This window comes from Chitinophaga filiformis (genome assembly GCF_021646545.1).
GTDB classification, from domain to species: domain Bacteria; phylum Bacteroidota; class Bacteroidia; order Chitinophagales; family Chitinophagaceae; genus Chitinophaga; species Chitinophaga filiformis_A.
In genome coordinates this window covers 17,406-42,918 of the sequence record NZ_JAKIRP010000028.1, presented here as the reverse complement: position 1 = coordinate 42,918, position 25,513 = coordinate 17,406, and the positions used below count along the sequence as shown (strand labels likewise).

The following is a 25,513-nucleotide window of genomic DNA, read 5'->3' as shown; positions in this document are numbered from 1 at the left end:
GCAATACTTACCTTAAAACTCGCTTCATACACCGCTGGGCGGCCCATGGCTTTCTTTTTCATAATTAGTAATTTAATTTAGCTTACGCTTCTTACCAAATATGTAAAGCCAATCCTGAATTAATACATTTCGGGGGGGCCAAAGTCCGGGGTTAACCTTCCGTCGACATTCGGTCAAGGTAGGCTCATCCTCCCTTCATCTTCCGTTCCGGAACGGAAGATGAAGGGAGGATGAGGCTAGGTTGACTATATGTCAAGTAAATAAAAGTAAACCAGATCGACTTCGGCAGCACTATCTTACAAACGGCTTTGTGATGTAATCATAATCGTTCTTACCCCTCTCTCAGCGTTAGTTTAACATTGTTTAGAAAAATCCGCGTTATCAGCGCGTCCGGATAAATATCCATTTCGTTAATGGGGCATACGCCCGGCAGCTTCTGTATCACTAAGCGGAATGACGAATAGCAATTATGATTAGCACGGTGCAAGCCCCAAAGGCAATAACCGGGGAAACAAAACGCCGATAGGCTCCGTTAGGAGCCGCAGTGTTTGTAGCGCGGGGTTTTCAACCCCGGGGATAGACGGGTTTCAACGCCATGATGATGGTTTAACGCCGGAATGAAACCCCGGGGATAGACGGGTTTCAACACCATGATGATGGTTTAACGCCGGAATGAAACCCCGGGATGAACGGGTTTACCCCGGAATGCAATCCCAGAGCATGCCCTGGTATCACCACCGGAAATCCCAGGTTTAACACATCCAATTCTTCAATATCCCGTTGATCTTTTCAAATTCAATGAGGAACCCGTCATGGCCGTAGGTAGAATCTATCTCATAATAGGTGGCCTGCGGGATATGTTGGGAGAGGAACAGCTGTTCTTCCGGCGGACAAAGAATATCACTCGTGATGCCTACGATCAGGGCGGGCTGGGAGATGAGGGCAAGCGCTCCTGCAAGGTCGGTATTGCGGCCGCGGGATATGTTGTGACTGTCCATCGCTTTGGAGAGTAGCCAGTAAGACTGGGCATTGAAGCGCTTCACCAGTTTATCGCCCTGGTATTCGATATAGGAAGAGGCCCTGAAATGATCAGTCTTTTCATTGTCAGGGTCTGACTGTGTACGTACGAAGGTCTGGTAGTTACGGTAGGTGAGCATACCGATCGCGCGGGCTGCTTTTAAACCTTTGGCGCCGGCGGCATAATGGTCTTCCTGCCAGGAGTGGTCGGCCTCGATGGCCAGTCGCTGGGCCGTATGAATGGCAATACTCCAGGCGCTTTCGGAGGCGCCGGTGCACAGCAGGCCGAGACGGGAGATCACTGCCGGTTCCAGCAAAGCCCATTCCAGGGCCTGGTAACCGCCCATAGACCCACCCAGCAGCAGTTTTACCTGCTGTATACCCAGGTGCTGACGGAGCAATACATGCGCATTCACCATATCCCGTATCGTTATCTTCGGGAAGGAATGGAAATACGGCTTGCCGGTAACAGGATTGTGGGAGAGCGGTCCGGAGGTGCCATAACAGGAGCCCAGAATGTTGGCGCAGACAATAAAGTCTTTCTCAGGATCAATCGCCTGACCAGGCCCAATCAGTCCCTTCCACCAGTCCATCACGTCAGAGTTGGCCGTCAGGGCATGACAGATCCACACCACATTGCTCCCTGTACTGTTCAGCGTACCATACGTATGATATGCAACATGCAATTCCGGCAGGACGGCGCCGGATTCTAAGGTAAATGGCTGTTTATGATGGAAGTTATGTACTGTCAATGCCCCTGAAAAATTTGCGCAAAGCTAAGTTAAAAAATGCTTAATGCATAATGACCTTGAGATAAGGGGGTATTTGGGATTTGCCTTCGGGAGAAGTATCTTTGGTAAATAATTTAGCTACAAATGAAGATATCGCTACAGAGAATAGATGATGCGTTCAACATGGAAGCAGTTGACCAGAACGGACATAAGGTTTTAATGGATTCTTCCGTGGAAAACGGAGGAAAGAACAATGGTGTCAGACCTATGCAGATGCTCCTGATGGGACTGGGTGGTTGTTCTGCCATTGACGTGGCCATGATCCTGAAGAAACAACGTCAGGAACTGACCGATTTCCGTATAGAGATTGACGGGGAAAGAGAAAAAGGCAAGGAGCCTTCCATCTGGGAAAAGGTACACGTGATATTTCATCTCAGTGGCGATATTGATCCGGATAAAGCAGCCCGCGCTGTGGAACTGTCTATGACTAAATATTGTTCCGTTGCGGAAACCCTGCGCAGGGCAGGCGGAGACCTCACCTGGGAAACAAGAGTGAACGGGTAACCGTGATCCTGATAAAAGATGCCGGACAGGTATAACATGACCTGAACGGCTTATTATTCTTATCAATCAATATAGCAGCATAAACCGATGGAGAAAAACCAATACCGGCCGGAGACCAATGCCGTAAGGATACAGACAGAAAGGACCTGGCAGATGGAACACTCTACGCCGCTTTTTCTGACTTCCAGTTTTACGTACGACAGTGCGGAAGAAATGCGCGCCACCTTCGCGGATGAGACGGATAATAATATCTACACCCGTTTCAGTAACCCGAACGTGGATGAATTTGTACAGAAAGTCTGCGCCCTGGAAGGTGCTGAAGCAGGATACGCTACTGCCTCTGGTATGAGTGCGGTATTTGCCAGTTTTATGGCGCTGATGAATGCAGGCGATCACCTGATATCCGCCAGCTCTATCTTTGGATCTACTCATACCGTTATCACTAAATTCCTCCCTAAATGGGGTATTGAATACAGCTATTTCGATATCAATAAGCCCGAAACCGTTGAAGCGCTGATCAAGCCTAATACAAAGATGATCTTCGTGGAAACACCTTCCAATCCGGGCCTGGAAATAGTAGATATGAGCCTGCTGGCCAATATCGCCAATAAACATAACATCATCCTCAACGTAGACAACTGCTTTGCCACACCGGTATTGCAGCGTCCTATCGCGGATGGCGCACATATCGTGACCCACTCTGCCACCAAATGGATGGACGGACAGGGGCGTGTATTAGGAGGCGTTGTAGTGGGCAAAAAGGAACTGATCAAAGAGATCTACGCCTTCTGCCGCAGCACAGGTCCTGCCATGTCTCCCTTCAATGCATGGGTGCTGAGCAAGAGCCTGGAAACATTACACATCCGTATGGCCCGTCATTCAGAAAGCGCGCTGGCCCTGGCGAAGGGATTGGAAGGCAATCCGCATATCAGCTGGGTGAAATACCCCATGCTGGAAAGTCATCCGCAGCATGCTATCGCCAAAAAACAGATGAGCGGCGGCGGTGGTATTGTATGCTTCGAACTGAAAGGCGGTCTGCAGAGCGGTACCCGCTTCCTCGATGCGCTGAAGATGCTGACACTCACCGCCAACCTGGGCGACAGCAGAAGCATCGCTTCTCATCCTGCCAGCACTACACACGCGAAGCTGACCGATGCTGAACGTGCGAAAGTTGGTATTACACCCGGAATGATCCGCATTTCCGTTGGATTGGAAAATGTGCAGGATATCCTGGAAGATATTCTGCAGGCACTGGAACAAAGTAAATAAAGATATAGCAGCCGGGAAGTATCGCTCGTACTTCCCGGTATATATTTCCCTCGTTACCCGATCTGCATAACCCGAAGAGAAGGTCTCCAAGCAGATATGACCTTGTATCAGATAATATCATCCGCTAATATTTCTTATCTTCCCATATATGAAATCCGTACCTCGTTTTATCCTCATTATTGTGCTCAGCTTTCTGGGTGGTTATTTCTTTTCATGGTGGACCGTGGCAGTAGCGGCATTCCTGGTAGCGGTATTGATACCATTACCTCCCTTACGCTCTTTCCTGAACGGCTTTATCGCCGTGTTCCTGTTATGGCTGGCATTGGCATTCTTCAAAGACATCCAGAATGACCATATCCTGGCCAACAGAATGAGTGAATTGATCGTTAAAGTAAGAAACCCAATCCTGATCGGCCTGGTCAGCGCATTCATTGGCGGCCTGGTGGCTGGTCTCGGCGGACTGACAGGCAGTTACCTTCGTTATAAGAAAAAGGCGGTTGCCTGAATCACAGGTAGCCTTATCACCCACCTGTTAAAATTGAGATAAAAGCACTGCGGCGTACCCGCGTATTCCCCGTAAACAGTATATTTATCCGGTAGAATGCTCCACAGGAGGTGGAAACTTATTACCTATAATTATCCGATATGCCCAGAACGTTACTAGCCTTTATTTTCCTTTTGATTGCATATCATACCCAGGCAGGTATCATACGGGGTAAAGTGACCAATGAAAAAAAGGAAGCGCTGCCTTTTGCTTCTGTATTCATTAAGGGAACCACTAATGGTACTACCACTAATGCAGCCGGACAGTTCCATCTCGATGTGCCGGCAGGGACCCATATATTGGTCTGCCAGTATATGGGATATAAAAAGGAAGAAAAGCAGGTAACAGTTACAGCTGCCGACCAGGAGATCGATTTCGTGCTTGCTCCACTCAGTCTTCAGATCAAAGAAGTAGTTGTAAAATCAGGTGGAGAAGATCCTGCCTATGCCATTATCCGTGAGGCGATTAAAAAACGGTCTTTCTATCTGGACCAGGTAAAGGAGTATACCTGTAACGACTATATTAAAGGTATCTTTAAGATGCGGGATATGCCCAATAGTTTCCTCGGGCAGAAGATCGATAAGGATGACCTGGATGAAATGGGACTCGATTCCACCAAACAGGGCGTTGTGTTCCTCTCGGAGTCGGTCACCAAAGTAGCGGTCAAAAGGCCCGATGATGTGAAGATAGAAGTATTGTCGGCCCGTCAGAGTGGGGGCGGTTTTGGCTTTAGTTTTCCGGCGTTCATTGATTTCTATGAGAACAACGTGACCGCCATGGTCTCCCAGTTCAATAAACGGGGTTTCATATCACCCATTGCCGAAAATGCATTGTTCTATTACAAATACAGGCTGGAAGGGGTCTTCCAGGATGATGGCAAAACAGTGAATAAGATCAGGGTGATCCCCCGGCGTAAATATGAACCCCTGTTCTCCGGTTATATTTTTATCACGAATGATGACTGGCGCATTCACAGTGTCGATATGATGGTGACACAGGAATATCAGCTGGAGATCATGGATACATTGCATATCACCCAGATACATGTTCCTGTAAATGCTGACGTATGGCGTACAAAAGACCAGGTCATCAATGTAACGATCAAGCAGTTTGGTTTCGACGTAGTGGGTAGCTTTGTGAACATTTATTCCAATTACAATCTCACACCCAATTTCCGGAAAAAATATTTCGACCGGACCATCATGCGCTATGATACCGCTTTTGACAGGAAGCAACTGGCCTATTGGGATAGTGTGCGCCCGGTACCATTGGAACCGGAAGAAGTGTCAGATTTCCGCAAAAAAGACAGTATAGCACGTGACAGGAGAGACAGTGCACGATCTGCCTGGCGGCTGGACACTTTGCGCAGCAGGCAGAAACCGGTTAATCCGCTGAAACTGTTGTATAGTATGGGGGGAGTGGAACATAAGTTCTACTTCAAGCGGGATACCGGTATTTACTATCATACACTGGAAATCAAGTCCTTACTGACACAGCTTGAATATAATACCGTAGAAGGCATATCCGTCAACCTTGAACCCAGGTTGACATTTGATCTGCCGGGAAAACAGGCACTGAAGATCACTCCCCGCATAAGATATGGCTTTAGTAATACCCATTTGAATGCATATACATACCTGTCATGGCAAAAGGAGGCAAAACTGGCAGGACGGTATGGAGACAATACCTGGACGATAGGAGGAGGGAAACGCATCTCCCAGTTCAACCGCGACAACCCTATTTCGCCGGCCGCAAACATCTTTTACACCCTGCTGTTCAAGGAAAACTATATGAAGCTGTATGAGAACTGGTTCGGGGAACTGCGTTTCAGGCGCCGGTTTGAGAGCAGTGCCACTATTACGGCGGGCGTCTCTTACGAAGACAGGATCCCGCTGGTGAATACGACGGACTACAGTTTCCGGAAAGACAGCAGCAAACATTTCCTGCCCAATCACCCTTACGAGCTGGCAGCCATTCCTTTTAACAGGAATCAGGCCCTGGTACTGAACCTGGCGTTTTCTTTCCAACCCGGACAACGGTTTATTGAGCTGCCGGACCGGAAGGTGGCCATCGGTTCAAAATACCCGGTATTTCGTGTAGGGTACAGTAAGGGGATTCCCGATATTGCGGGCAGCGACGCTAATTTCGACAAATGGAATTTTGAGATGCGGGACAACGTTAACCTGAAACTTTTCGGGGAATTTCAGTACCGTTTTGGGGCGGGCGGATTCCTCAATAGTCAACATGTGGACATCCCCGATTTCCAGCATTTCAACGGCAACCAGACTTTTTATAATATCAATTACCTGAACAGCTTCCAGCTGGCGCCCTATTACAGATACAGTAACACCGCCTCCCTGTATGGAACGGCAAATGTAGAGCATCACTTTAACGGCTTGCTGACCAATAAGATACCTTTATTCAACCGGTTGAAATGGAACCTGGTGGCAGGGTCAAATGCTTTCTATATTAATCGTGATAACAATTATGTAGAAGTTTTTGCGGGACTGGAAAATATTCTGAAAGTGATCCGCGTTGATGTAATTGCAGGATATCAGAGTAAAGACGATACCCGGATCGGTGTAAGGGTCGGTTTCGGTGGATTGTTCGGCGGCCTGGTAAGACCACAACAGGAAGAATAGTGCAAAAAAAAGGGAAAGCCGTTTTGACTTTCCCCTGCTTGCCTAAAATCTTTCCTTTCTTGCTTTATAACTTTCTTTGGGATCCCGATCGTAGAAGTAAGCAAGTAGGCGGTAAATCCATAAACCGACTATAAAATAAAGGATGTAGAGAAGAACTGTACTCATAAATTCACATTTTTGGGTTAATCTGTTTTTTGCTTGTCCGATACCTTAATTTCAAAAAGGATGCCAAGTCTTACTATTATTTTATATACGATAATAATCAAATAGTTATAAATGATGGGATATGTTCAAAGTTAACTGAACAATTTCCCGGTGTTTCACGTTGTAGTAAGTGTAAACATATTTTAAGCCAGTTTACCTGTGTATCGTATAACATTTTCATGTGAATTCTCTAACTCAATTATCCCTCATGAAAAGAATTGCAATGATTGCCTTTATTCTTGGTATTTTGATGGCAACCCTGGCCTATGTGGCACAAGTGAATGACTGGAACGGTCTGCCTGAATACCTCACTGTAGGGTTTGCCGGTTATGTGCTGATTATCAGTGCTACCGCTTACTATCTGACAGCGATCCTGTACGAATGGTCCAGGGAAACGGAGACCTGGCAGGGAGAACTCTGAGAATTTTCTTAACTTTGCGGCGCCGAGCCAGTTTTAGAGGTTTAGACAGACTTTTGGTCAGACTTTTCTGATCTGTCTATTAAAACTCAATGCTGGTAAGGCGATAACTGAAATTTTGCTCACAAGGCAAGTGTTCTTAAAATTTCTTTACGCAAAATGGCATTACACAACAGAGTATCTGCCGCCGAACTCAAAGTACGGCTGGCAGCCGAGACATTCCGGCGCGTCACTACATCTTTCTACCAGTACGCAAAGATCGAAGATCCCAACGCTTTCCGTGACGAATTATACCAGCGGCTTTTTGCCCTGGGTGTATTCGGCCGCATCTATGTAGCCCACGAAGGTATCAACGCACAGGTCAGCATTCCCGAACACAATTTTGAGGCTTTCAGGGACACGCTTTATTCTTATTCTTTTCTCAACGGCATCCGCCTGAACATCGCTGTAGACGATGATGGTAAATCCTTTTGGGTGCTGAAGATCAAAGTGCGCGATAAGATCGTGGCAGACGGTATCGAGGACCCTTCTTTCGATATGTCCACAAAAGGTAAGTACCTGGACGCCAGGAGCTTCAACGAGCTGACTGACGATCCTGATACAATTGTGGTGGACATGCGCAATCACTATGAGTATGAAGTAGGACATTTTGAGAACGCTATAGAAGTGCCTTCTGACACTTTCCGCGAACAGCTGCCCATGGCGGTTGATATGCTAAAAGACCAGAAAGACAAGAACATCGTGATGTACTGCACCGGTGGTATCCGTTGTGAAAAAGCATCCGCATATATGCTGCACAACGGGTTCAAAAATGTATTCCACCTGGAAGGCGGTATCATTGAATATACCAACAAGGCAAAGGCCCAGGGACTTCCTCTCAAGTTCAAAGGCAAGAACTTCGTCTTTGACGACAGGCTGGGAGAGCGTATCACAGATGAAGTGATTGCGCAATGTCATCAGTGCGGTAAACCCTGTGACACCCATACCAACTGTAAGAATGACGGTTGTCACCTCTTATTCATCCAGTGCGATGAATGTGCCACTAAGTATCAAGGTACCTGCAGTGATGAGTGCCATACGGTGGTACAAATGTCTCCCGAAGAACAGGAAGAGCTGCGCAAAGGAGTAGATAAGGGAACAATGTTCTTCAACAAATCCAAACAAAGATTGAGGCCCAGGTTGGGAGAAAAGTAAGACTACCACATTTAACCACATGACATGATCATTCGCTTCGATAGGCTCCGTTAGGAGCCTTGGTCTTTGTAGCCCGGGGTTTTCCACCCCGGGTGGCATAACGGATTCATTCGCATCGATCGGTCGCGCCAACTAGGCGGACGATTGTCGTGTTGTTGAAAGCATTTATCATAATTTATTGCAATTCCCATGGGGTGAAACCTTCGCGCAAAAAAAAACCGCCCCGCGTTGTTTCTTCTGCGGCGGGGCGGAGTAATTGAGCATGTAGAACAGTTCAAACAAATGATAACACCTGTAAGAGCTGCGCGTAGCATGTCCATTCTATCAACCTATATGCGAACTAAAACCTTGTTGATCAGCGTTAATTGTCACTCAATGCTTCGTATATCTGTTGCTGATGTGCAGATATGACGTTTTCTCCCACATTCAATCCTCTGAGGATGTAAATAATATCACCGGTAGTAGTATACGTTTGTACTTCCCTCACCTGGATATTATATTTATCTTTAAACACAAGTACGAAATTCTTGCTATGGTCGGCTATGACAGCCGTTTCGGGGATGGCCACCATATCATCGCCTGCGCTGCAGTGAACGATGACTGACGCTTTCATCTCAGGCTTCAGCCATGCCTCCCGGGTGGCCAGCAGTATGTCCAGGCGCCCATCTGATGAATCTTTTGCAGGATAGACCGTCTCCACTTTTCCATAAAACACTTTTTCGGGAAGGCCTGCTGTAATAATCTCTGCTTCATTACCTTCTTGTACATTCTTCAGATCAGCCTTTGCAACATCTATCAGTACATCTGTTTTGCGGGTACTCCGGTTATTGCGGACTACCTTACCCGGTAGCTGTAACTCCTTTGGCACGGGTTTCAGACTGGCGGTATCTATTCTGATCGTTTTCAACATGGTATCACTCAGCACGAACGTCTTCTTTTGGGCTCCTCCATCTATCTCCGGGTGCTTACATGCAGTCAGGCATAGGCTGGCAACAAATAAGAGGAGGATGAAGGAAATGCATTTCATGTCGTATCTCAGAATTAAGGCAAAGCTCCGCAATCCTACTTAAAGAGGGCTTTAAAGACAATTAAAAAGAGATTAAAATGTGGTGGGGATGAATATCTTATTGATGCCTGTGAGGTAAGATAATGGTAAAGGTAGTTCCCTGTCCTTCTACAGATTCGACAGAGATCTGTCCCTTATGCAGCAGCACAATCCTTTTGCAGATGGAAAGTCCCAGCCCATGACCGCGTACCTGGTGAGAGTTGGTGCCCCTGTAGAAAGGTTCGAAGATCTTCTCCAGATCTTCAGTGGCAATGCCGATACCTGTATCTTTCACCTGTACGTGTATATTGGTCGGCGTGAAGTCAATGGTGACGTAAACGGTATTGTCTGACGAGAATTTCAGTGCATTATCCAGCAGGTTCAGGAAGAGTACTTTCAGAAGACTTTCATTGCCTTCGCAGATCAGTTCTGTATCCAGCTCAGGTACTTTAAGGAAGCGGATATCTACCCGGGGCGTTTTATACGCTTCTGTGCCGGGGGCGGCGGGTGCATGTTTCAGTTTGATCAGGTTGCCCATATCCAGCAATAGTTCATCTATCCTGACTTCTGTAAAGACAAACTGCTGTTCATCCAACCCGGATTGTGCCAGCTGTAAGAGTCCGTTGCTCAGGTCTGACAGGTGCTGTGCATCTTCCAGTACCGATGCCAGGATATCCTGGTATACTTCCTTGCTTCTTTCCTTCGACAATGCTACCTGCAACTGGCTGATGATAGATGCCAGCGGAGTTCTCAGTTCGTGCGAGGCGTTGCTGACGAAACTCTTCTGCAGGTCAAAGCTATTGCTCAGGCGTTTCAGCATGGTATTGAAATTGGCGCCCAGCTGGGCTATTTCATCCCTTCCTTTGGCATGTACCGTGGTTCCCTGAAGATTGTTGGCGTTGATGGTCTGTACCTGCGTGACCAGGTTATCGATGGGGCGCACCATTCTTCTTGCAAAGAAATAACCGACCACCACCAGCAGTATGACTGCTACTATCATCTCAATGAGCAGGATCTGCCGGAGGTTCTGCAGGTTCTGGAAGCCGTATTTATCGAACGATGTGACCAGTACGATCACAGACACCTTACCTTCTGTATAATATACGCCTACCAGTTCACCATTATCACGCTCATGACTATACTCACCGTTCTTTTTGATATAGTCTAGCAGGTGACGGGAGGTACGAATAGCAGTATCTTTTATATTGGAGTAAAGCAGGTCGTAAGCAGGGTTGTAAACGAGGATCGTTTCTTTGTATAAGTCCTGGAAAGTGGTTTTATCCAGTTTCCGCAGCAGGTCTACCTTTACACGATCATCTTCAATGATCACATTGGCGATAGAGCGGGCACGGTATTCCAGGCGTTCCAGGTATTCCGCTTTACGGGATTGTGCAGAGAAATAGTAAGCCAGGATGGCAAAAGTATTCAGCAATACGAATGCTGAAATAGAATAGGAGAGCGCTATTTTATATTTGATCTTCACTCTTCGGCAAGGTAGTATCCCATTCCTGTTTTTGTATGGAGCAGCTTATTATCAAAGTCTTTGTCGATCTTCTTCCTGAGGAAGTTCATATATACTTCTATCACGTTGGTACCGGTATCAAAGTCGATATCCCATACCTTTTCGGCAATCACCAGTTTAGAGATCACTTTCCCTTTGTGCAGGGCGAGGAATTCCAGCAGCTGGTATTCCTTAGCGGTCAGGGCGATCTTTTTACCGGCCCTGGTTACTTCTTTTTTCTCCCGGTCTATTTCGAGGTCGCCGATCACGATCTTATATTGTGTATTTTCCTGTACTTCGGAACCTGCCCGTTTCAGGAATACCCTGATACGGGCCATGAGTTCTCTGAAGTCGAAGGGTTTGACCAGGTAGTCATCTGCTCCCAGCTCAAAGGCCTGCATTTTGTCGTCCATGCCGCCCAGGGCGGTGAGCATGATGATCGGAATGGCGTTATTTTTCCTGCGGATCACTTCACATACTTCATAGCCGTTGGCATGGGGCAGGTTCAGGTCCAGGATCACCAGGTCATAGTTATTGCTGGCGCCGAGGCTTTTGCCCATTCTGCCGTCATAGGCAACATCGACCTCAAAGCCGTTCTCTTCTAATCCCTTTTTCACGGTATTAGCTACTTTGATTTCGTCTTCTACTACGAGTATGCGTTGCATATGTTATCCAGTTAGTTCGCTGTGTTGAAGATACGAGTTCTGCCGATATATTGCGTTGTTCTATTTCAGGCAGTTGTTGTCTAGCGCCGGTTTGCCTGCTTGCGTTTTGCCCCGTTGCTGTGTTTGTTGCGGTTGGCTGTGTTTTGCTGCGGTTTCAGGTGGGACCCCGGGCTGTATCCCTTTGCGAGTCTTGCTATATAGCTTTTTCAAGCGTGTTTGGCTTTGGGATATTTATTGAACCCCTGTCAGGCGTGTCGGCACTCTCCAAGGGATAAGGCCCTTGGGTCTCCACCTGAAACCTCCTCCCTTCAAGCCTCCACCTGATAGTTGAGCGTCCAACAGCACCCACACCAACGTCATCATTCGCATCGATCGGCTCCGTAGGTGCCGTGTGTTTGTAGCGCGGGGTTTCAACCCCGGGGCGACGACGACAACGAACACGAATCTGGGAATGCGGATGGAACAACACCAACGTCATCATTCGCACCGATCGGCTCCGTAGGTGCTGTGTGTTTGTAGCGCGGGGTTTCAACCCCGGGGCGATGACGCCAACGAACACGAACACCGGAATGCGGATGGAACAACACCAACGTCATCATTCGCACCGATCGGCTCCGTAGGTGCCGTGTGTTTGTAGCGCGGGGTTTCAACCCCGGGACGACGATGACGACAACGAACACGAACACCGGAATGTGGATGGAACACCACCGACACCCGATATCAACCCTCGAGCTCCATCAGTTTCTCGAACGCTTTCTCATAATCCTCGTTCACCTGCTTCAGTTCTTTACCCAGTTGGGCGTATTCAGATTCCAGTTGCTGGAAGCGCTTTTTATCTGAATAGGTCTGAGGGTCGTTCATGGAAGTTTCCAGGGACGCCTTCTTTTCATTAAGACGGGCCAGTTGTTCTTCCAGTTGCTGGAACTGACGCTTGTGTTTCTGCAGCTCTTTCTGCTTTTCCTTGTCTATGGGAGCGTTCTTCGGCTGGCTGTTGCTGTTGTTATTGCTGTTATTGTTACTGTTGTTCTTATTGTTATTATTGCCGCTGTTGTTGTTGGCGTTATTATTATTCGGCCGCTCGTTCTTTACTTCTTTTTTTTTTGACTCGTTGGTGTTCTTGTCGGCGGAGGCGAGTTGTTTGGCGTTTTCAGCCTGACGCTTTTTATACTCTTCCCATTCCGCATAGGTGCCTTTGAATTCCTTGATCTTGCCGTCTACGATCTCCCAGATCTTGTTGGCGGTCTGACTTACAAAGTAACGGTCGTGCGATACCAGTACGTAAGTACCGTCGTATTGTGCCAATGCGTCAATCAGCATCTGTACGGAGTTCATATCCAGGTGGTTCGTCGGCTCATCCAGGAGAAGGAAGTTGGCCTGGCTGATAATGGTTTTTGCCAGTGCGACACGTGCTTTTTCACCTCCGGACAGGATCTTGATCTTCTTGTAAACATCATCTCCTGTAAAGAGGAAACAACCCAGGAGGGCGCGGAGTTCTACTTCCGTACGGCCGCTGCCAAAGTTTTTTAATTCATCCAGGATCTCGCTGTTCAGGTCCAGGCTTTCCAGCTGGTGCTGAGCATAGAAGCTGGGCACGACGTTATGTCCGCCGATACGTTCACCTTCCATAGGTTCTGTACCTGCAATCACACGGAGGAGGGTGGATTTACCTTTACCGTTCGCACCGATCAGGGCTATTTTATCGCCGCGGTTGATCTCAGCGCTGGCGCCTTCGAGGATGGTGAGTTTACCGAAACGTTTGGTGACATTGTTCAGGGTAGTGATGATCTTACCTGGTATTCTGTCGGGCGTGAAGTTGATACGGATCTTGGAAGGACCGCTATCTACCTGTTCCACTCTTTCGAGTTTGTCGAGGCGTTTGGCAATACTCTGTGCCTGGGCAGCTTTGGAGGCTTTAGCCTTAAAACGCTCTATGAAGCGTTCCTGCTGGCGGATATAGTCCTGCTGATTTTCATAAGCACTCTGCTGCATTTCACGGCGCAGTTCCTTTTCGACTTCGTAGTCTTCGTAGTTACCCGCGTAGTGGTGTAACTGTTGCTGATAGAGTTCTACTATTTTGTTGACCATCCTGTCCAGGAAATAACGGTCGTGCGATACGATGATCACAGCGCCGCTGTAGCTCTGAAGATATTTCTCCAGCCATTCGATGGAAGGGAGGTCAAGGTGGTTGGTCGGTTCATCGAGCATGAGCACATCCGGCTGCTGCAGGATCAGTTTAGCCAGGAGTACACGCATACGCCAGCCTCCGGAGAACTGGCTGTAAGGACGTTCCAGGTCGGCAGTGGAGAAGCCGAGACCTTCCAGTACCTGGGCGGTCTTATGCCGCATATTGTAACCGTCAAGTACCTCAAACTCATGAAGTTTGTCTGCATACTCCATCAGTAAGGCTTCTTCCTCGTTGGTTTCCAGTTCTTTAGTAATGCGCTCCAGTTCTTTTTCCAGTTTGAGGGCCTGCTCAAAGGCGGTCATGCCCACATTCAGGATAGATTCATCAGATTCAAAGCTGAGGAGGTCCTGGTTGAAGAATCCGAGAGAGAGGTTTTTGATCTTGTTGACACTTCCTTTCGAAACAGTGTATTCACCATTGATAACGCGTAAAATGGTAGATTTACCGGTACCGTTCAATCCGATCAGACCCACACGGTCGCCCGGTACAATATGCCATGAAGCGTTTTCAACGATGGCCCTTGCGCCAAACTCAAAAGTTATATCCTGTAGTGCGATTAGCATTGCTAAATAAAATTGAAGGTGCAAAGGTAGTGCTTTTAGAGGAGAGTCCATAGGCCTGGTGAGTAGTTCTATCGACTGTTTCGATTATCTTTGGACGCAAAAGCAAAATAAAACATGAGGTCAGCTATAATTCTGGTTATCACCGCATTCTTTGCCTGTAATGAAGCCGCTAAACAACCCGCAGCTACGCAGGCGGATAGTGGTCCGCTGAAAGCTCCCTATGCTGCTCAATTCTATGATTCCCTGCAAACAACGATGGATGCTTATTATGACCTGACCGATGGCCTTTCACAGGGCAATATTACCTATACTGACAAGTGGGCGGCCGTTCTGCGGCAACATGTCGACAGCCTGCCACTGGGTATGCTCCAGATGGATTCGGCCAGACTGGGGGCGATCCGTACTGCTACCGGCAGCATCAGTGCGGAGCTGACGGGATTGCTGGGCGAAAAGGACCTGGAAGCGAAAAGGGCTGGTTTTGAGGCGGTGTCTGATATGTTGTACGATATTATCCAGACGACAGGACTGAAGGGAAAGACCATCTACCGGCAATACTGCCCGATGGCATTCAACGACCGGGGCGCGTACTGGATGAGCCGGAGCAGCAAGCTGCAGAATCCTTACTTTGGTAACGGAATGTTGGGCTGTGTGGAGGTTACAGACAGTTTGCGCTATTAAGAAAGCCACCTGAGGTAAGAATGCAGTGAGGGCCATTACATTTGATATACAAAAATGCCGTCATTTTTCTTAACTTCGCAAGCCGATTTTATAGGCTATTTAAAATCAATATAAAAGCAACGCAGCAAAATAGCTGTAGGTTAACAGCTCAAATCGTATGATCAACATTACATTACCGGATGGCGCAGTTCGTCAGTATGAAGCAGGAGTAACTGCAATGGATGTTGCCAAATCCATCAGCGAGGGATTGGCACGTAAAGTTTTGGCCGCAAAATTCAATGGTCAGGTGACGGATGCGTCCCTGCCAATTACAACGGATGGCACGCTGCAGTTACTGACGTGGACAGATACCGATGGTAAGGCTACCATGTGGCACTCTTCCGCCCACCTCATGGCAGAAGCGCTGGAAGCACTGTATCCCGGGGTGAAATTTGGTATCGGACCCGCTATCGAAAACGGGTTCTATTACGATATTGACCTGGGAGGACGCAGCATTTCCGACGAAGATCTGCAGAAGATCGGCGATAAGATGGCTGAACTGGCTAAAAAGAACAGCACTTACGAACGCCGTGAGGTAAGCAAGGCAGAAGCAGAAAAATATTTCACTGAAAAGAACGATGAGTACAAGCTGGAACTGATCAGGGACCTGCAGGATGGTACCATCACTTTCTATACACAGGGTAACTTTACAGACCTTTGTCGCGGGCCTCACATCCCAAGTACAGGGTTTATAAAGGCTATCAAGCTGACCAACATTGCCGGCGCTTACTGGCGTGGTAATGAGAAGAACAAGATGCTGACCCGCATTTACGGTATCACTTTCCCTACCCAGAAAGAGCTGGACGATTACCTGCACCTGGTAGAGGAAGCAAAAAAACGTGACCACCGTAAGCTGGGTAAAGAACTGGAGCTGTTCACCTTCTCTGAAAAGGTAGGCCTTGGCTTGCCTTTGTGGCTGCCAAAAGGGGCCATGCTGCGTGAACGCTTGCAAAGTTTCCTGCAGAAAGCACAGATCGAAAGCGGTTATATGCCGGTTGTAACACCACATATCGGTAACAAGAACCTGTATGTTACCTCCGGTCACTATGAGAAGTACGGTAAAGACAGTTTCCAGGCTATCCATACGCCGGAAGAAGGCGAGGAGTTCATGCTGAAACCGATGAACTGTCCGCACCACTGTGAGATCTATAAATCCAGCCCGAAGAGCTATAAAGACCTGCCGGTGCGTTTTGCGGAATTCGGTACCGTATACCGCTACGAACAGCATGGTGAATTGCATGGTCTGACCCGTGTACGAGGCTTTACTCAGGATGATGCACACCTTTTCTGCCGCCCTGACCAGGTGAAGGCAGAGTTCATCAAAGTAATCGACCTGGTGTTATACGTATTCAACAGCCTGAATTTTACGGATTATACGGCCCAGATCTCCCTGCGCGACCAGGAAGACAGGTCAAAATACATCGGAACTGACGAAAACTGGAACCTGGCTGAACAGGCTATTATCGAGTCGGCTGCCGAAAAAGGCCTGAAAACGGTAGTGGAATATGGGGAAGCTGCCTTCTATGGTCCGAAGCTCGACTTCATGGTAAAAGATGCACTGGGACGTAAATGGCAGCTGGGTACCATCCAGGTGGACTACAACCTGCCAGAGCGTTTTGAACTGGAGTATGTAGGGGCTGACAACCAGAAGCACCGCCCGGTAATGATCCACCGTGCGCCATTTGGCTCACTGGAACGTTTCATCGCGGTACTGATAGAGCATTGTGCCGGTAAATTCCCGCTGTGGCTCACACCTACCCAGGTGAAGATCCTGCCTATCAGTGACAAGAACCAGGCATATGCAGAAAAAGTAGCAGAATTGCTAAAAAATGCGGAAATTCGCGCAGAAATAGACGACCGCAACGAGAAAATAGGGAAAAAGATCAGGGAAACTGAACTTGCAAAAATTCCTTATATGCTCGTATTAGGTGAGAAGGAAACTGCTGAAGGCAAAGTTGCGGTACGCAGACAAGCTAAAGGCGACCTCGGTGCAATGGACCTCGAACAGTTCATGGCGCTGGTAAAAGAGGAAGTAGTCAGCAGGAAACCATTCGAATAAGTCTTTTCTCTACAAAAGGTCATAAAATATATTTTTAACTAATTGAACTTTTGTATTTTCGGGTACGTTAATTGCTTTTATAGTCCATAGACGACAGATGCACGTCTGCAGATGCAATCCTCCCGACGGAAGATAAATCATTAAGACTTTGTTCATGGACTATGGACGACTACTGACAATTATTAATTTGTAACTTTATTTTTTTTAATGCCACAAGGACCCAGACCAAGTTTTAACAACAACAGTAACAACAGGGGTAGAAACCCCAATTTTAGAAGAGAACAACAGCAGGAACACCGTACGAACAGAATGATACGTGTACCTGAAGTACGATTGGTAGGTGAAAATATAGAAGTCGGGGTATACCGAACGGAAGAGGCCCTGCGTATGGCAGAAGAACAGGGACTGGATCTCGTAGAAATTTCCCCAAATGCTGTACCGCCGGTATGCCGTATCATCGATTATAATAAATTCCTTTACGAGAAGAAGAAGAAGGAGAAAGAGATGAAGGCCAAAGCTCATAAGAGCGAGGTAAAGGAAATCCGGTTTACGCCAAATACGGACGATCACGACTTTGACTTCAAGGCGAAACACGCTGAGAAATTCCTCAAAGACGGTAATAAAGTAAAAACATATGTACAGTTCAAGGGCCGTGCTATCATGTTTAAAGAACGTGGTGAGTTGATCCTGCTGAAGTTTGCTGAAAGGCTGGCAGAAGTAGGCGCCCTCGAAGGAATGCCGACCATGGAAGGCAAACGTATGATCGCCATTTTCGCTCCTAAGAGTGCGAAAAAGAAGATGGATACCAAAGAGCAAAAAGAAGACCGTATACAGCAAGCGAGAGAACCTCGTCCTGCCCCAGCGCCTTCTGAAGCTAAACCTGAGCAGGGAGCATAGTCCTTTACGCTTTATTTACTTGGTGCAATTATATCAAATGAACCCGGAGCCCTGCGTTCCGGGTTTTTTTATTGATCTATAAACAGATGAGTAGTGAAATTAATGTATATTGGGTAAGTTTTGACACAGTATGCAGGAGAAGATCATTTGCTTTCTGATTGATGATGATCATGACGACCAGGAAATTTTTTCTCTGGCGCTGAATGCCATAGATGAGGATATAGCCTGCATTACAGCCAATGATGGCGTGGATGCGCTTAATAAATTGCGTAAGGATCGGGGATTTACTCCACATTTTATTTTCCTCGATCTCAATATGGTGCGTATGAACGGCAGGGAATGCCTTAAAGAGATAAAGAAAATCCCACATTTGAATAATATCCCTGTTATCATTTACTCCACTTCCACAGAGCAGAAGGACATTACTGAAACAAAGCTCCTGGGGGCTTCAGACTATATTGTGAAGCCGCCAAGCATCTCTATACTCACAAAAAGATTGGAGCAAGTTTTGAGAAAGGAATAATGTTGATTCAGCTTATTTATGGAACTAACGAAGACTGTAATCCCTGAATTTCTTACCGGCGGTGGCGAGATGGGGGAACTTATACGCTCCAGGGACTGGTCTGAAACACCGTTGGGCCCCGTTGACACCTGGCCTCAAAGTTTGAAAACCTGCGTACGCATTATTCTCACTTCGCGGCAACCCATGTTTGTCTGGTGGGGGCCTGATCTGATCAATCTATACAACGACGCATACAGAAGCATTCTGGGAGGAAAACACCCCCAGGTACTGGGTATGCCTGCCAGTAATGTCTGGAAAGAAATATGGGACCAGGTAGGGCCCCGTGCGGCAACCGCCATGCAGGAAAATGAAGGCACCTACGACGAGTCCCTGTTGCTGATCATGGAACGTAACGGATACCCTGAGGAAACCTATTATACATTCTCCTATAGTCCAGTGCCAGGCGATGCCGGCGGCCCGGGAGGTATTATCTGCGCTAATACCGACGATACCCTGCGTATTATTGGCGAAAGACAGCTAATGACCCTGAAGGACCTGGGTAAACACCTCCCGGACAGTATCAGCGACCAGGATGTATACGAGAGAACTATTACCATCCTGAAAGAAAATCCCGCCGACTTTCCTTTTGCCTGTATTTACCGGACAGACCTCAAAGTGGGGACGCTTGACATGGTGGGAAAAACTGATAGCTCCATCGGCGATAATATACTGCCGGCTTACCTGGAGATCGGCTCCGATCTGGCTGCCGACTGGAAGTTCGATCAGATCGTTCATACCAATAAATCGGTGATTGTCAACGGATTGAAGGAGAGATATGGTCAGTTGCCTTCAGGTAACTGGACCATCAGTCCGGACCAGGCGTTGGTGATACCCATTATACAGAGCGGACAGGTATGTCCTTTTGCCCTGCTGATAGTAGGAATAAGCCCTTACCGGCAACTGGATGAAAAGTACCGTAGCTTTTTCCAGCTGGTGGCCGACCAGGTAGCAGGTGGTATCGTAGCCGTGCGTACGGTTGAAGAAGCCCGTAAGAAGGCGGAAGCGCTCATGGAAATAGACCGGGCTAAAACAGCCTTCTTCAGTAATATCAGTCACGAATTCAGGACGCCGCTTACACTCATGTTAGGCCCACTCGAGGAATTACTGGCTCAGCGGGAAGGCACCCTCAGCATGGAACAGGAAGCACATCTGATGGCGACGCACCGTAACGCTTTACGCCTCTTACGCCTCGTGAATACATTACTCGACTTCAGTCGTATAGAAGCAGACAGGGTGCAGGCACGCTTTTCTCCGGTCAATCTCTCCACACTTACAGAAGATATTGCAAGCACTTTCAGGGCGGCAGTAGAGCATGCAGGACTACAATTTGTTGTAAGCTGCAGCCCCCTGATGACTGGAGCTTACGTAGACAGAGATATGTGGGAGAAGATCATTCTCAACCTGTTATCCAATGCATTTAAATACACACTGCAGGGTAGCATTATGGTGTCCCTGGAGCAGACAGACGACCGCGCTATGCTGCGCGTGAAAGACACAGGCGTCGGTATTCCGCCAGAGGAGATCCCGCATATGTTTGAACGCTTCCATCGTGTCAAACATATCAAAGGACGCACCTATGAAGGGACGGGTATCGGTCTTTCGCTTGTAAAAGAACTGGTGCTGCTGCATGGAGGTGAAATCATTGTAGAAAGTGAAGATGGCGCAGGCACCACTTTTACCGTTTTCATTCCACTGGGAAGCGCACACCTGCCGGAAGACCGGATAATGGAGGATGATTACGAAATGTATATGTCAGGCCTGAGTGAGGCATATGTCAACGAAGCGTTCCACCTGGGTAGCGAGAGTGGAACCAGCACGAATGGCAACATCCCCGTGGGAGAAGAAAAGGCCCATATCCTCATCGTCGATGACAACACTGATATGCGCAACTATCTGCAACGCCTGCTCGAAAAACAGTATTCCGTTGATACAGCTGCCAATGGCAGAGAAGCATTGGAGAAGATCTCTGCCTATCCTCCGGAATTGGTGGTCAGTGATATCATGATGCCGGAGATGGATGGCATTGAGCTCTTACATCATATCAAACATGAACCGGCAACAAGTTCATTACCAGTGATATTGGTGTCTGCGAGGGCAGGTGAGGAAGCAAAAATCGAGGGGTATGATATTGGGGCAGACGATTATCTGACCAAGCCTTTTTCTGCAAAAGAATTGCTGGCCAGGGTCCGTGCACAGATCAGGATCTCCCGTTTACACCAGCAGGCCATAGACATCCTGCAACATAGTGCGGATGAACTGGAAAAGAAAGTGGGAGAGCGTACAGCCGAATTGCTGCGTAAGAATTCAGAGCTTGAGCAGTTTGCTTACATTGCCAGTCATGATCTGCAGGAACCACTGCGTAAAATCAGGACCTTCTCTGAACTGTTGGAGAAAGGCCTGGCGAAAGGTACACCGGTAAACAACTATTTTGAAAAGATCCAGTCGTCTGCTGCACGTATGTCACAACTGATCAACGATGTGCTGGATTATTCCCGCTTGTCCAATACAGATGTGCGGTTCGTCTCCACAAATCTTAACAATATTCTGCAGCAGGTAAGAACAGACTTCGATCTGCTGATTGAACAGAAACAGGCCATTATCAGCAATAATGATCTGCCGGCAGTGAAAGGCATTCCTTTGCAGTTATTGCAACTGTTTACCAATCTGATAGGTAACTCATTGAAGTTCTCTGATAAACAGCCGATTATAACAATTACAGGTACAGCATTGCAGGCAGCTGAACGGCCGCTTTATCGGGGATTACAGGACGATATTGCTTATGTCAAACTGCAATTCACCGATAATGGTATCGGGTTCGAACAGCAATTTGCAGAGAAGATCTTTACCATCTTCCAGCGTCTGAATGAGGGAAGAGTATATGCAGGTACAGGTATCGGGCTTGCCCTCTGTAAGAAGATCGTAGAAAACCATCATGGTGTGATCCAGGCCAATGGACACCTGAATGAGGGGGCAACGTTTACGGTCATACTGCAGGCAGACCATTAAAAGCATAGTATCAATAAAAAGAGCGCCGCGGTGATCATCGCGGCGCTCTTTTTATCAGTTATGTTATTGCGGGAATCCCGTAAAGAAGAAATCGGGATGTTCCACACTTTTCAGTTGGCCCAGTCGCCCGTTCCCTCCCTGTGTATCTATAATGAAATCCATCGTGAAGCGGTCGTTGCGGATATAATCCAACAGTGGTTTCATGTCATTGGCAATCAAAGCTGCATTGCCGCCGAAGGTCTGTCCCGTAAAGTTGAATACCCCGCTGCTGGTCTTGGTGTAAGTGAATGGAAACTGCGCCAGGTAAAGTGAATTATCCTGGATGACATATACGTCTACATTCATGACCTGCTGACTAACATCAAACGCGAACTCGGTATAATACAGCGTTAATCCGTAAGGTCCGTTCAGCAATGAAGTGGCAATACCGGCATAGATGCTGGTAAAGCTGGCAGACCATCCCGGTAGCTGCTGCGGAGGTACAATCAGTGAAGAAAAGTCTACTCCCAACAGTCTGTGCATAGGCACTACCGATGTGGGAGCGACTTTTACTTCTATCCGTTGACCATCAATAGTCACATAAAAGACCTTCTTGACGCTGTCCCAGAACACTTCATGGAAGGTATTACCGCCATAGGTGATCGGCTGCTGCAGATAGATGCCATTCAGTGTGTAGTAGTAAGGGCTGGGCAACAGCTGCACCTGGTCGGCGTCATCAATATAGATCAGGGTAAAGGTCTTGGTGAAGGTGTTGACACTCACCTGCAGGCGATTTCCGTCACTGAACTGCAGATATAGCCATGGGTTCTGCAACATATAATTCTCCATACCGGCGATCACGTTCGCATAACTACCAGCGGCATATGCTTCTGCTTCTGCCTGGGTTGCTTTTACGAGGACCATCTTTGTACTGAAAGAGATACCTGTCAGCTTGATAGTATCAGCAGTAACAGTGTCTATAGCATATTCAAAATCAACCGCATAACCTGATCCTGTCTCGCCTCCGTAAACGTTCGGGTCGGGGTCAGACAACAGGTGGAGATAGGAATAGGTGTCAAACAACAGGGATGGCCTTTGTACCGCTTTCAGGCGATAGGTGCTTTCTTTGCCGGTGGCGGCTGCATCCGGTGTAACATCACTATACATGGTTACCCGGTCATTGGTGCCAAACCTGAAGAAGAAGCTGTAAGCGCCGCCTGCTGAAGGGGAAACGACTGTTTTCCATCCATAGGTGCTGCCGGTAAGCGTGGCCTTGTATTCCGCCAGGGCTTTCTCCATACGCTCTTCCGGTTTCTCGCCGAAAAGCGAGGTCGTTTTATCTTTTGTACATCCTGCAAATAGGATAGCCAGCAGGATGATATATAGTCTGTTATGAAGCATGTTTCCTGTTTTACAAATGATCAATTGCGTCCTGTACCCGTGTCTGGAGACTGTAGAACTCAATGTTCCAGTTCTCTTTGAAATACCGGACGATAATCTCTTCCTTCTGCCGGAACTTGGCCTGGGCATCAGCAGGAGCCGATGCGACAATGGCGTCATATCCTCTTTTGCCTTCTACCAGCATAGTAGCTATCATTTCTACAAAGTCTTCGTCCGGCGCACTACGGGCATACTGCGTGATAAACCCTCTTTCCAGCGCTTCGCCCAGCGTATAGTCATTCCAGCTACCGGTATAACCGGTGGAAATGCGTTTATACTCCACAGGGTATAAGATGGTCTGATGCAGGATGTGTGCAAACTCGTGGTGGATGGTATGGAGCATTTCCCGCACAAATGGCTTGTCAGTGATAACAAAATCGTTGAGCCAGAACAGCACGATCTTGCGGCCACCTTCCGCTGTACCCAGGGTGATGGTATTGTTGGAGTTGAACTGCGGACTGCCTACCAGTACAAACTGCTTCTGGCAATAGGTTTTAAAGAAGGTTTCCCCGGCTGAAGCAATATAAGGTGCTGCCCAGGTCTTCAGGATGGTAGACATCACCGGCTCCACATTTTCTTCCTTCACAGGTACCAGTGTTTTGTCCAGCGCCAGTTCATACCGTTCGAAACGGTATTTCACTTCAATGTTGTACGGACGGGTAAAGACGGAATCCAGCCAGAAATCGATCGGGCCTTTTTCCCAGGTCTCGCCGCCCAGCCCCGGAATGTTTACACTATCAATGCTATCGTCCTTAGAGCAGGCCAGGAGGCTACTAAGGAAGACAAAGGCCAGTAACAATTTTATATGCATTTGTTTCATAGTCAATTAATTTAAGCGGATTAACGGGGATTCAGTTCAATACCTGCCAGTTTCACTTCCTGCGGAAGCTGGAACAAGCGGCGGGGATCAGTCGGGGTGAGTGTTTCTGATTCACCGGCCACATTGGTATGGCTGACAGTGATGCCGTAACGTAGTATATCAAACCAGCGCATGCCTTCCTGGATGAATTCCGCCTGTTTAAAATCCAGGACGGTATTGATCAGGGCAGTCTTTAGATCCGATGTGCCATAATAGTTTGTCAGTTTGGAATCCGTGATCCTGTAGGTAGTGCTGTAATTCTCAATGCGCATGCTGGCATAGTCGTTCAGGTCCTGTTTGGCTGCTGTGAAGTTGCCCAGGTAGATATTGGCCTCTGCGCGGTTAAACAATACTTCTTCTGCTGTGAAGAGCGGGAAGATGGTATAAGGAACACCGATATTCGCATTGGCGCTGGAGCGCACAAAGTGTTCGCGGAATTTCAGTATCAGCCAGTTCTCCGTATTGCCACCGGAATAATAGAGCGGTTGTACCCAGGTGGCGCCGGTTACATTCCGGAAGACGAAGAGGGAATATACCAGGTCTGTTCTCAGCCCATAGCGGTACGAGCCGTAGGAGCGTGCCCAGTCGGAGGGTGCTTCCACCAGCAGCAGATTGGCGGTCTCGGTGGCCTTTGTATAAATGGCTTGCATTTCTGTACCCGTCAGCTGGCTGTATACCGTTACCCAGGGGCGAAGGTTTGATTTGATATTTCCGCCTGGGAATACATTGTCTGCATAAGTGATCACCTTCTGATAATCCTTTTTATACAGGTAGAAGCGGGCGGCAAACGCATTTGCGGCGGCTCTGTTAAAATGATATTTAGGCACCTTGTAGGAGGTATTGTCAATCAGCGGCATACCGGCCAGAAGGTCCTTTTCTATCTGTTCGTATACATAAGCAACGGTCCTCCTTTCGTACTTACCATTGACCACTTTTTCCGGGGTGGTGACGTAAGGAATGCCGGGGTCCTGACTGGCAGTAGTGGGATCATAGATCCTGGAGAATAGGGTCACCAGCATGAAGTGGTTGTAGGCCCTTGCTACCAGTGCCTCGCCTTTCTGAGCGTCGTAATCGGCCGGATTATCTGCTTTACTGATAGCGTCGAGCGCCTGGTTAGCCGCGGCGATCGCCCCATAACAGGCATTCCAGTAATAGTTCGGCGAGCCCTGGGTCCTTTCCGTTACATCCCGGAAAAAGAAAGGGTTCGTATTGATCTCCTCACTCACGGTACCGCCGGAACCTTTGTCGGCGGCATTATCAGACGCTGCTTCAGTAAAGGTGGCATAATCTGCCTGCGGATAGGCAGTAGCCAGTAACTCAGCCACTTTTTCCACCGTATTGAGCTGGGTACGCTGGTCGGGTGCCTGCTCCAGGTATTTTCTACATCCGGCTGAGAGGAGTAAGGCGGCAGCAAGTATATAGTAGGTTGTCTTTTTCATCTGTCAGTATTTT

Annotated in this window: 19 protein-coding genes; 11 read left to right on the top strand and 8 right to left on the bottom strand. The window is 47.9% G+C overall.

Going from position 1 to position 25,513, the window contains the following annotated elements:
* Nucleotides 1-752: 752 nt before the first annotated feature.
* Nucleotides 753-1,769, bottom strand: coding sequence for a homoserine O-acetyltransferase MetX (gene metX, locus L3C95_RS34795; protein WP_236395281.1), 1,017 nt, complete (start codon nt 1,767-1,769; stop codon nt 753-755).
* Between the two features lie 123 nt (nt 1,770-1,892).
* On the opposite strand from metX, the gene L3C95_RS34790 reads away from it, so the two are divergent.
* The 6 genes from L3C95_RS34790 to L3C95_RS34765 all read left to right on the top strand — a co-directional run bounded on the left by L3C95_RS34790 (nt 1,893) and on the right by L3C95_RS34765 (nt 8,583).
* On the top strand, nt 1,893-2,312 hold the full coding sequence (locus L3C95_RS34790; RefSeq protein WP_199658972.1) for an OsmC family protein: 420 nt from the start codon (nt 1,893-1,895) through the stop codon (nt 2,310-2,312).
* An 87-nt stretch (nt 2,313-2,399) separates the two neighbouring features.
* Nucleotides 2,400-3,581, top strand: a complete 1,182-nt coding sequence (locus tag L3C95_RS34785) for a trans-sulfuration enzyme family protein (protein WP_236395280.1) — start codon at nt 2,400-2,402, stop codon at nt 3,579-3,581.
* Between the two features lie 148 nt (nt 3,582-3,729).
* Complete coding sequence (locus L3C95_RS34780; protein ID WP_236395279.1) at nt 3,730-4,086, top strand: hypothetical protein; 357 nt, start codon at nt 3,730-3,732, stop codon at nt 4,084-4,086.
* A 140-nt stretch (nt 4,087-4,226) separates the two neighbouring features.
* Nucleotides 4,227-6,767, top strand: coding sequence for a DUF5686 and carboxypeptidase regulatory-like domain-containing protein (locus tag L3C95_RS34775; RefSeq protein WP_236395278.1), 2,541 nt, complete (start codon nt 4,227-4,229; stop codon nt 6,765-6,767).
* 412 nt (nt 6,768-7,179) lie between these two features.
* Nucleotides 7,180-7,392: a hypothetical protein gene (locus tag L3C95_RS34770; RefSeq protein ID WP_236395277.1), complete on the top strand. Its 213-nt coding sequence runs from the start codon at nt 7,180-7,182 to the stop codon at nt 7,390-7,392.
* A gap of 156 nt (nt 7,393-7,548) precedes the next feature.
* Nucleotides 7,549-8,583, top strand: a complete 1,035-nt coding sequence (locus L3C95_RS34765) for a rhodanese-related sulfurtransferase (protein WP_236395276.1) — start codon at nt 7,549-7,551, stop codon at nt 8,581-8,583.
* A gap of 361 nt (nt 8,584-8,944) precedes the next feature.
* Here the strand turns inward: L3C95_RS34765 and L3C95_RS34760 are convergent, their stop codons facing one another.
* The 4 genes from L3C95_RS34760 to L3C95_RS34745 form a co-directional block, all read right to left on the bottom strand.
* Nucleotides 8,945-9,610 carry an efflux RND transporter periplasmic adaptor subunit gene (locus L3C95_RS34760; protein WP_236395275.1) on the bottom strand — a complete coding sequence of 222 codons (666 nt, stop codon included), beginning with the start codon at nt 9,608-9,610 and terminating at the stop codon, nt 8,945-8,947.
* A gap of 97 nt (nt 9,611-9,707) precedes the next feature.
* A complete protein-coding gene (locus tag L3C95_RS34755) occupies nt 9,708-11,111 on the bottom strand; it encodes an ATP-binding protein (protein ID WP_236395274.1) in 1,404 nt (467 codons plus the stop codon).
* Nucleotides 11,108-11,794: a response regulator transcription factor gene (locus L3C95_RS34750; protein WP_089836354.1), complete on the bottom strand. Its 687-nt coding sequence runs from the start codon at nt 11,792-11,794 to the stop codon at nt 11,108-11,110. Before L3C95_RS34750 ends, L3C95_RS34755 begins: the two co-directional genes overlap by 4 nt.
* A 720-nt stretch (nt 11,795-12,514) precedes the next feature.
* Nucleotides 12,515-14,542, bottom strand: a complete 2,028-nt coding sequence (locus tag L3C95_RS34745) for an ABC-F family ATP-binding cassette domain-containing protein (protein ID WP_236395273.1) — start codon at nt 14,540-14,542, stop codon at nt 12,515-12,517.
* A gap of 114 nt (nt 14,543-14,656) precedes the next feature.
* Between L3C95_RS34745 and L3C95_RS34740 the strand changes: the two genes are divergently transcribed.
* The 5 genes from L3C95_RS34740 to L3C95_RS34720 all read left to right on the top strand — a co-directional run bounded on the left by L3C95_RS34740 (nt 14,657) and on the right by L3C95_RS34720 (nt 21,783).
* Nucleotides 14,657-15,220: a hypothetical protein gene (locus L3C95_RS34740; RefSeq protein ID WP_236395272.1), complete on the top strand. Its 564-nt coding sequence runs from the start codon at nt 14,657-14,659 to the stop codon at nt 15,218-15,220.
* 157 nt (nt 15,221-15,377) lie between these two features.
* Nucleotides 15,378-17,318 carry a threonine--tRNA ligase gene (gene thrS / locus L3C95_RS34735; protein WP_236395271.1) on the top strand — a complete coding sequence of 647 codons (1,941 nt, stop codon included), beginning with the start codon at nt 15,378-15,380 and terminating at the stop codon, nt 17,316-17,318.
* Between the two features lie 207 nt (nt 17,319-17,525).
* Nucleotides 17,526-18,215, top strand: coding sequence for a translation initiation factor IF-3 (gene infC, locus L3C95_RS34730; RefSeq protein WP_262916034.1), 690 nt, complete (start codon nt 17,526-17,528; stop codon nt 18,213-18,215).
* Nucleotides 18,216-18,345: 130 nt separating this feature from the next.
* The gene (locus L3C95_RS34725; RefSeq protein WP_236395269.1) at nt 18,346-18,738 is read left to right on the top strand and encodes a response regulator; all 393 of its coding nucleotides are present in this window, start codon (nt 18,346-18,348) and stop codon (nt 18,736-18,738) included.
* 18 nt (nt 18,739-18,756) lie between these two features.
* Nucleotides 18,757-21,783: an ATP-binding protein gene (locus tag L3C95_RS34720; RefSeq protein ID WP_236395268.1), complete on the top strand. Its 3,027-nt coding sequence runs from the start codon at nt 18,757-18,759 to the stop codon at nt 21,781-21,783.
* A 63-nt stretch (nt 21,784-21,846) separates the two neighbouring features.
* Here L3C95_RS34720 and L3C95_RS34715 read toward each other — a convergent pair whose 3' ends face one another.
* The 3 genes from L3C95_RS34715 to L3C95_RS34705 are packed head-to-tail and all read right to left on the bottom strand — an operon-like array spanning nt 21,847 to nt 25,500.
* A complete protein-coding gene (locus tag L3C95_RS34715; protein WP_236395267.1) occupies nt 21,847-23,163 on the bottom strand; it encodes a DUF4302 domain-containing protein in 1,317 nt (438 codons plus the stop codon).
* Between the two features lie 10 nt (nt 23,164-23,173).
* Entirely contained in the window at nt 23,174-24,022 is an 849-nt protein-coding gene (locus tag L3C95_RS34710) for a putative zinc-binding metallopeptidase (RefSeq protein WP_236395266.1), read from the bottom strand.
* A gap of 20 nt (nt 24,023-24,042) precedes the next feature.
* A complete protein-coding gene (locus L3C95_RS34705; RefSeq protein WP_236395265.1) occupies nt 24,043-25,500 on the bottom strand; it encodes a RagB/SusD family nutrient uptake outer membrane protein in 1,458 nt (485 codons plus the stop codon).
* Nucleotides 25,501-25,513 lie beyond the last annotated feature (13 nt).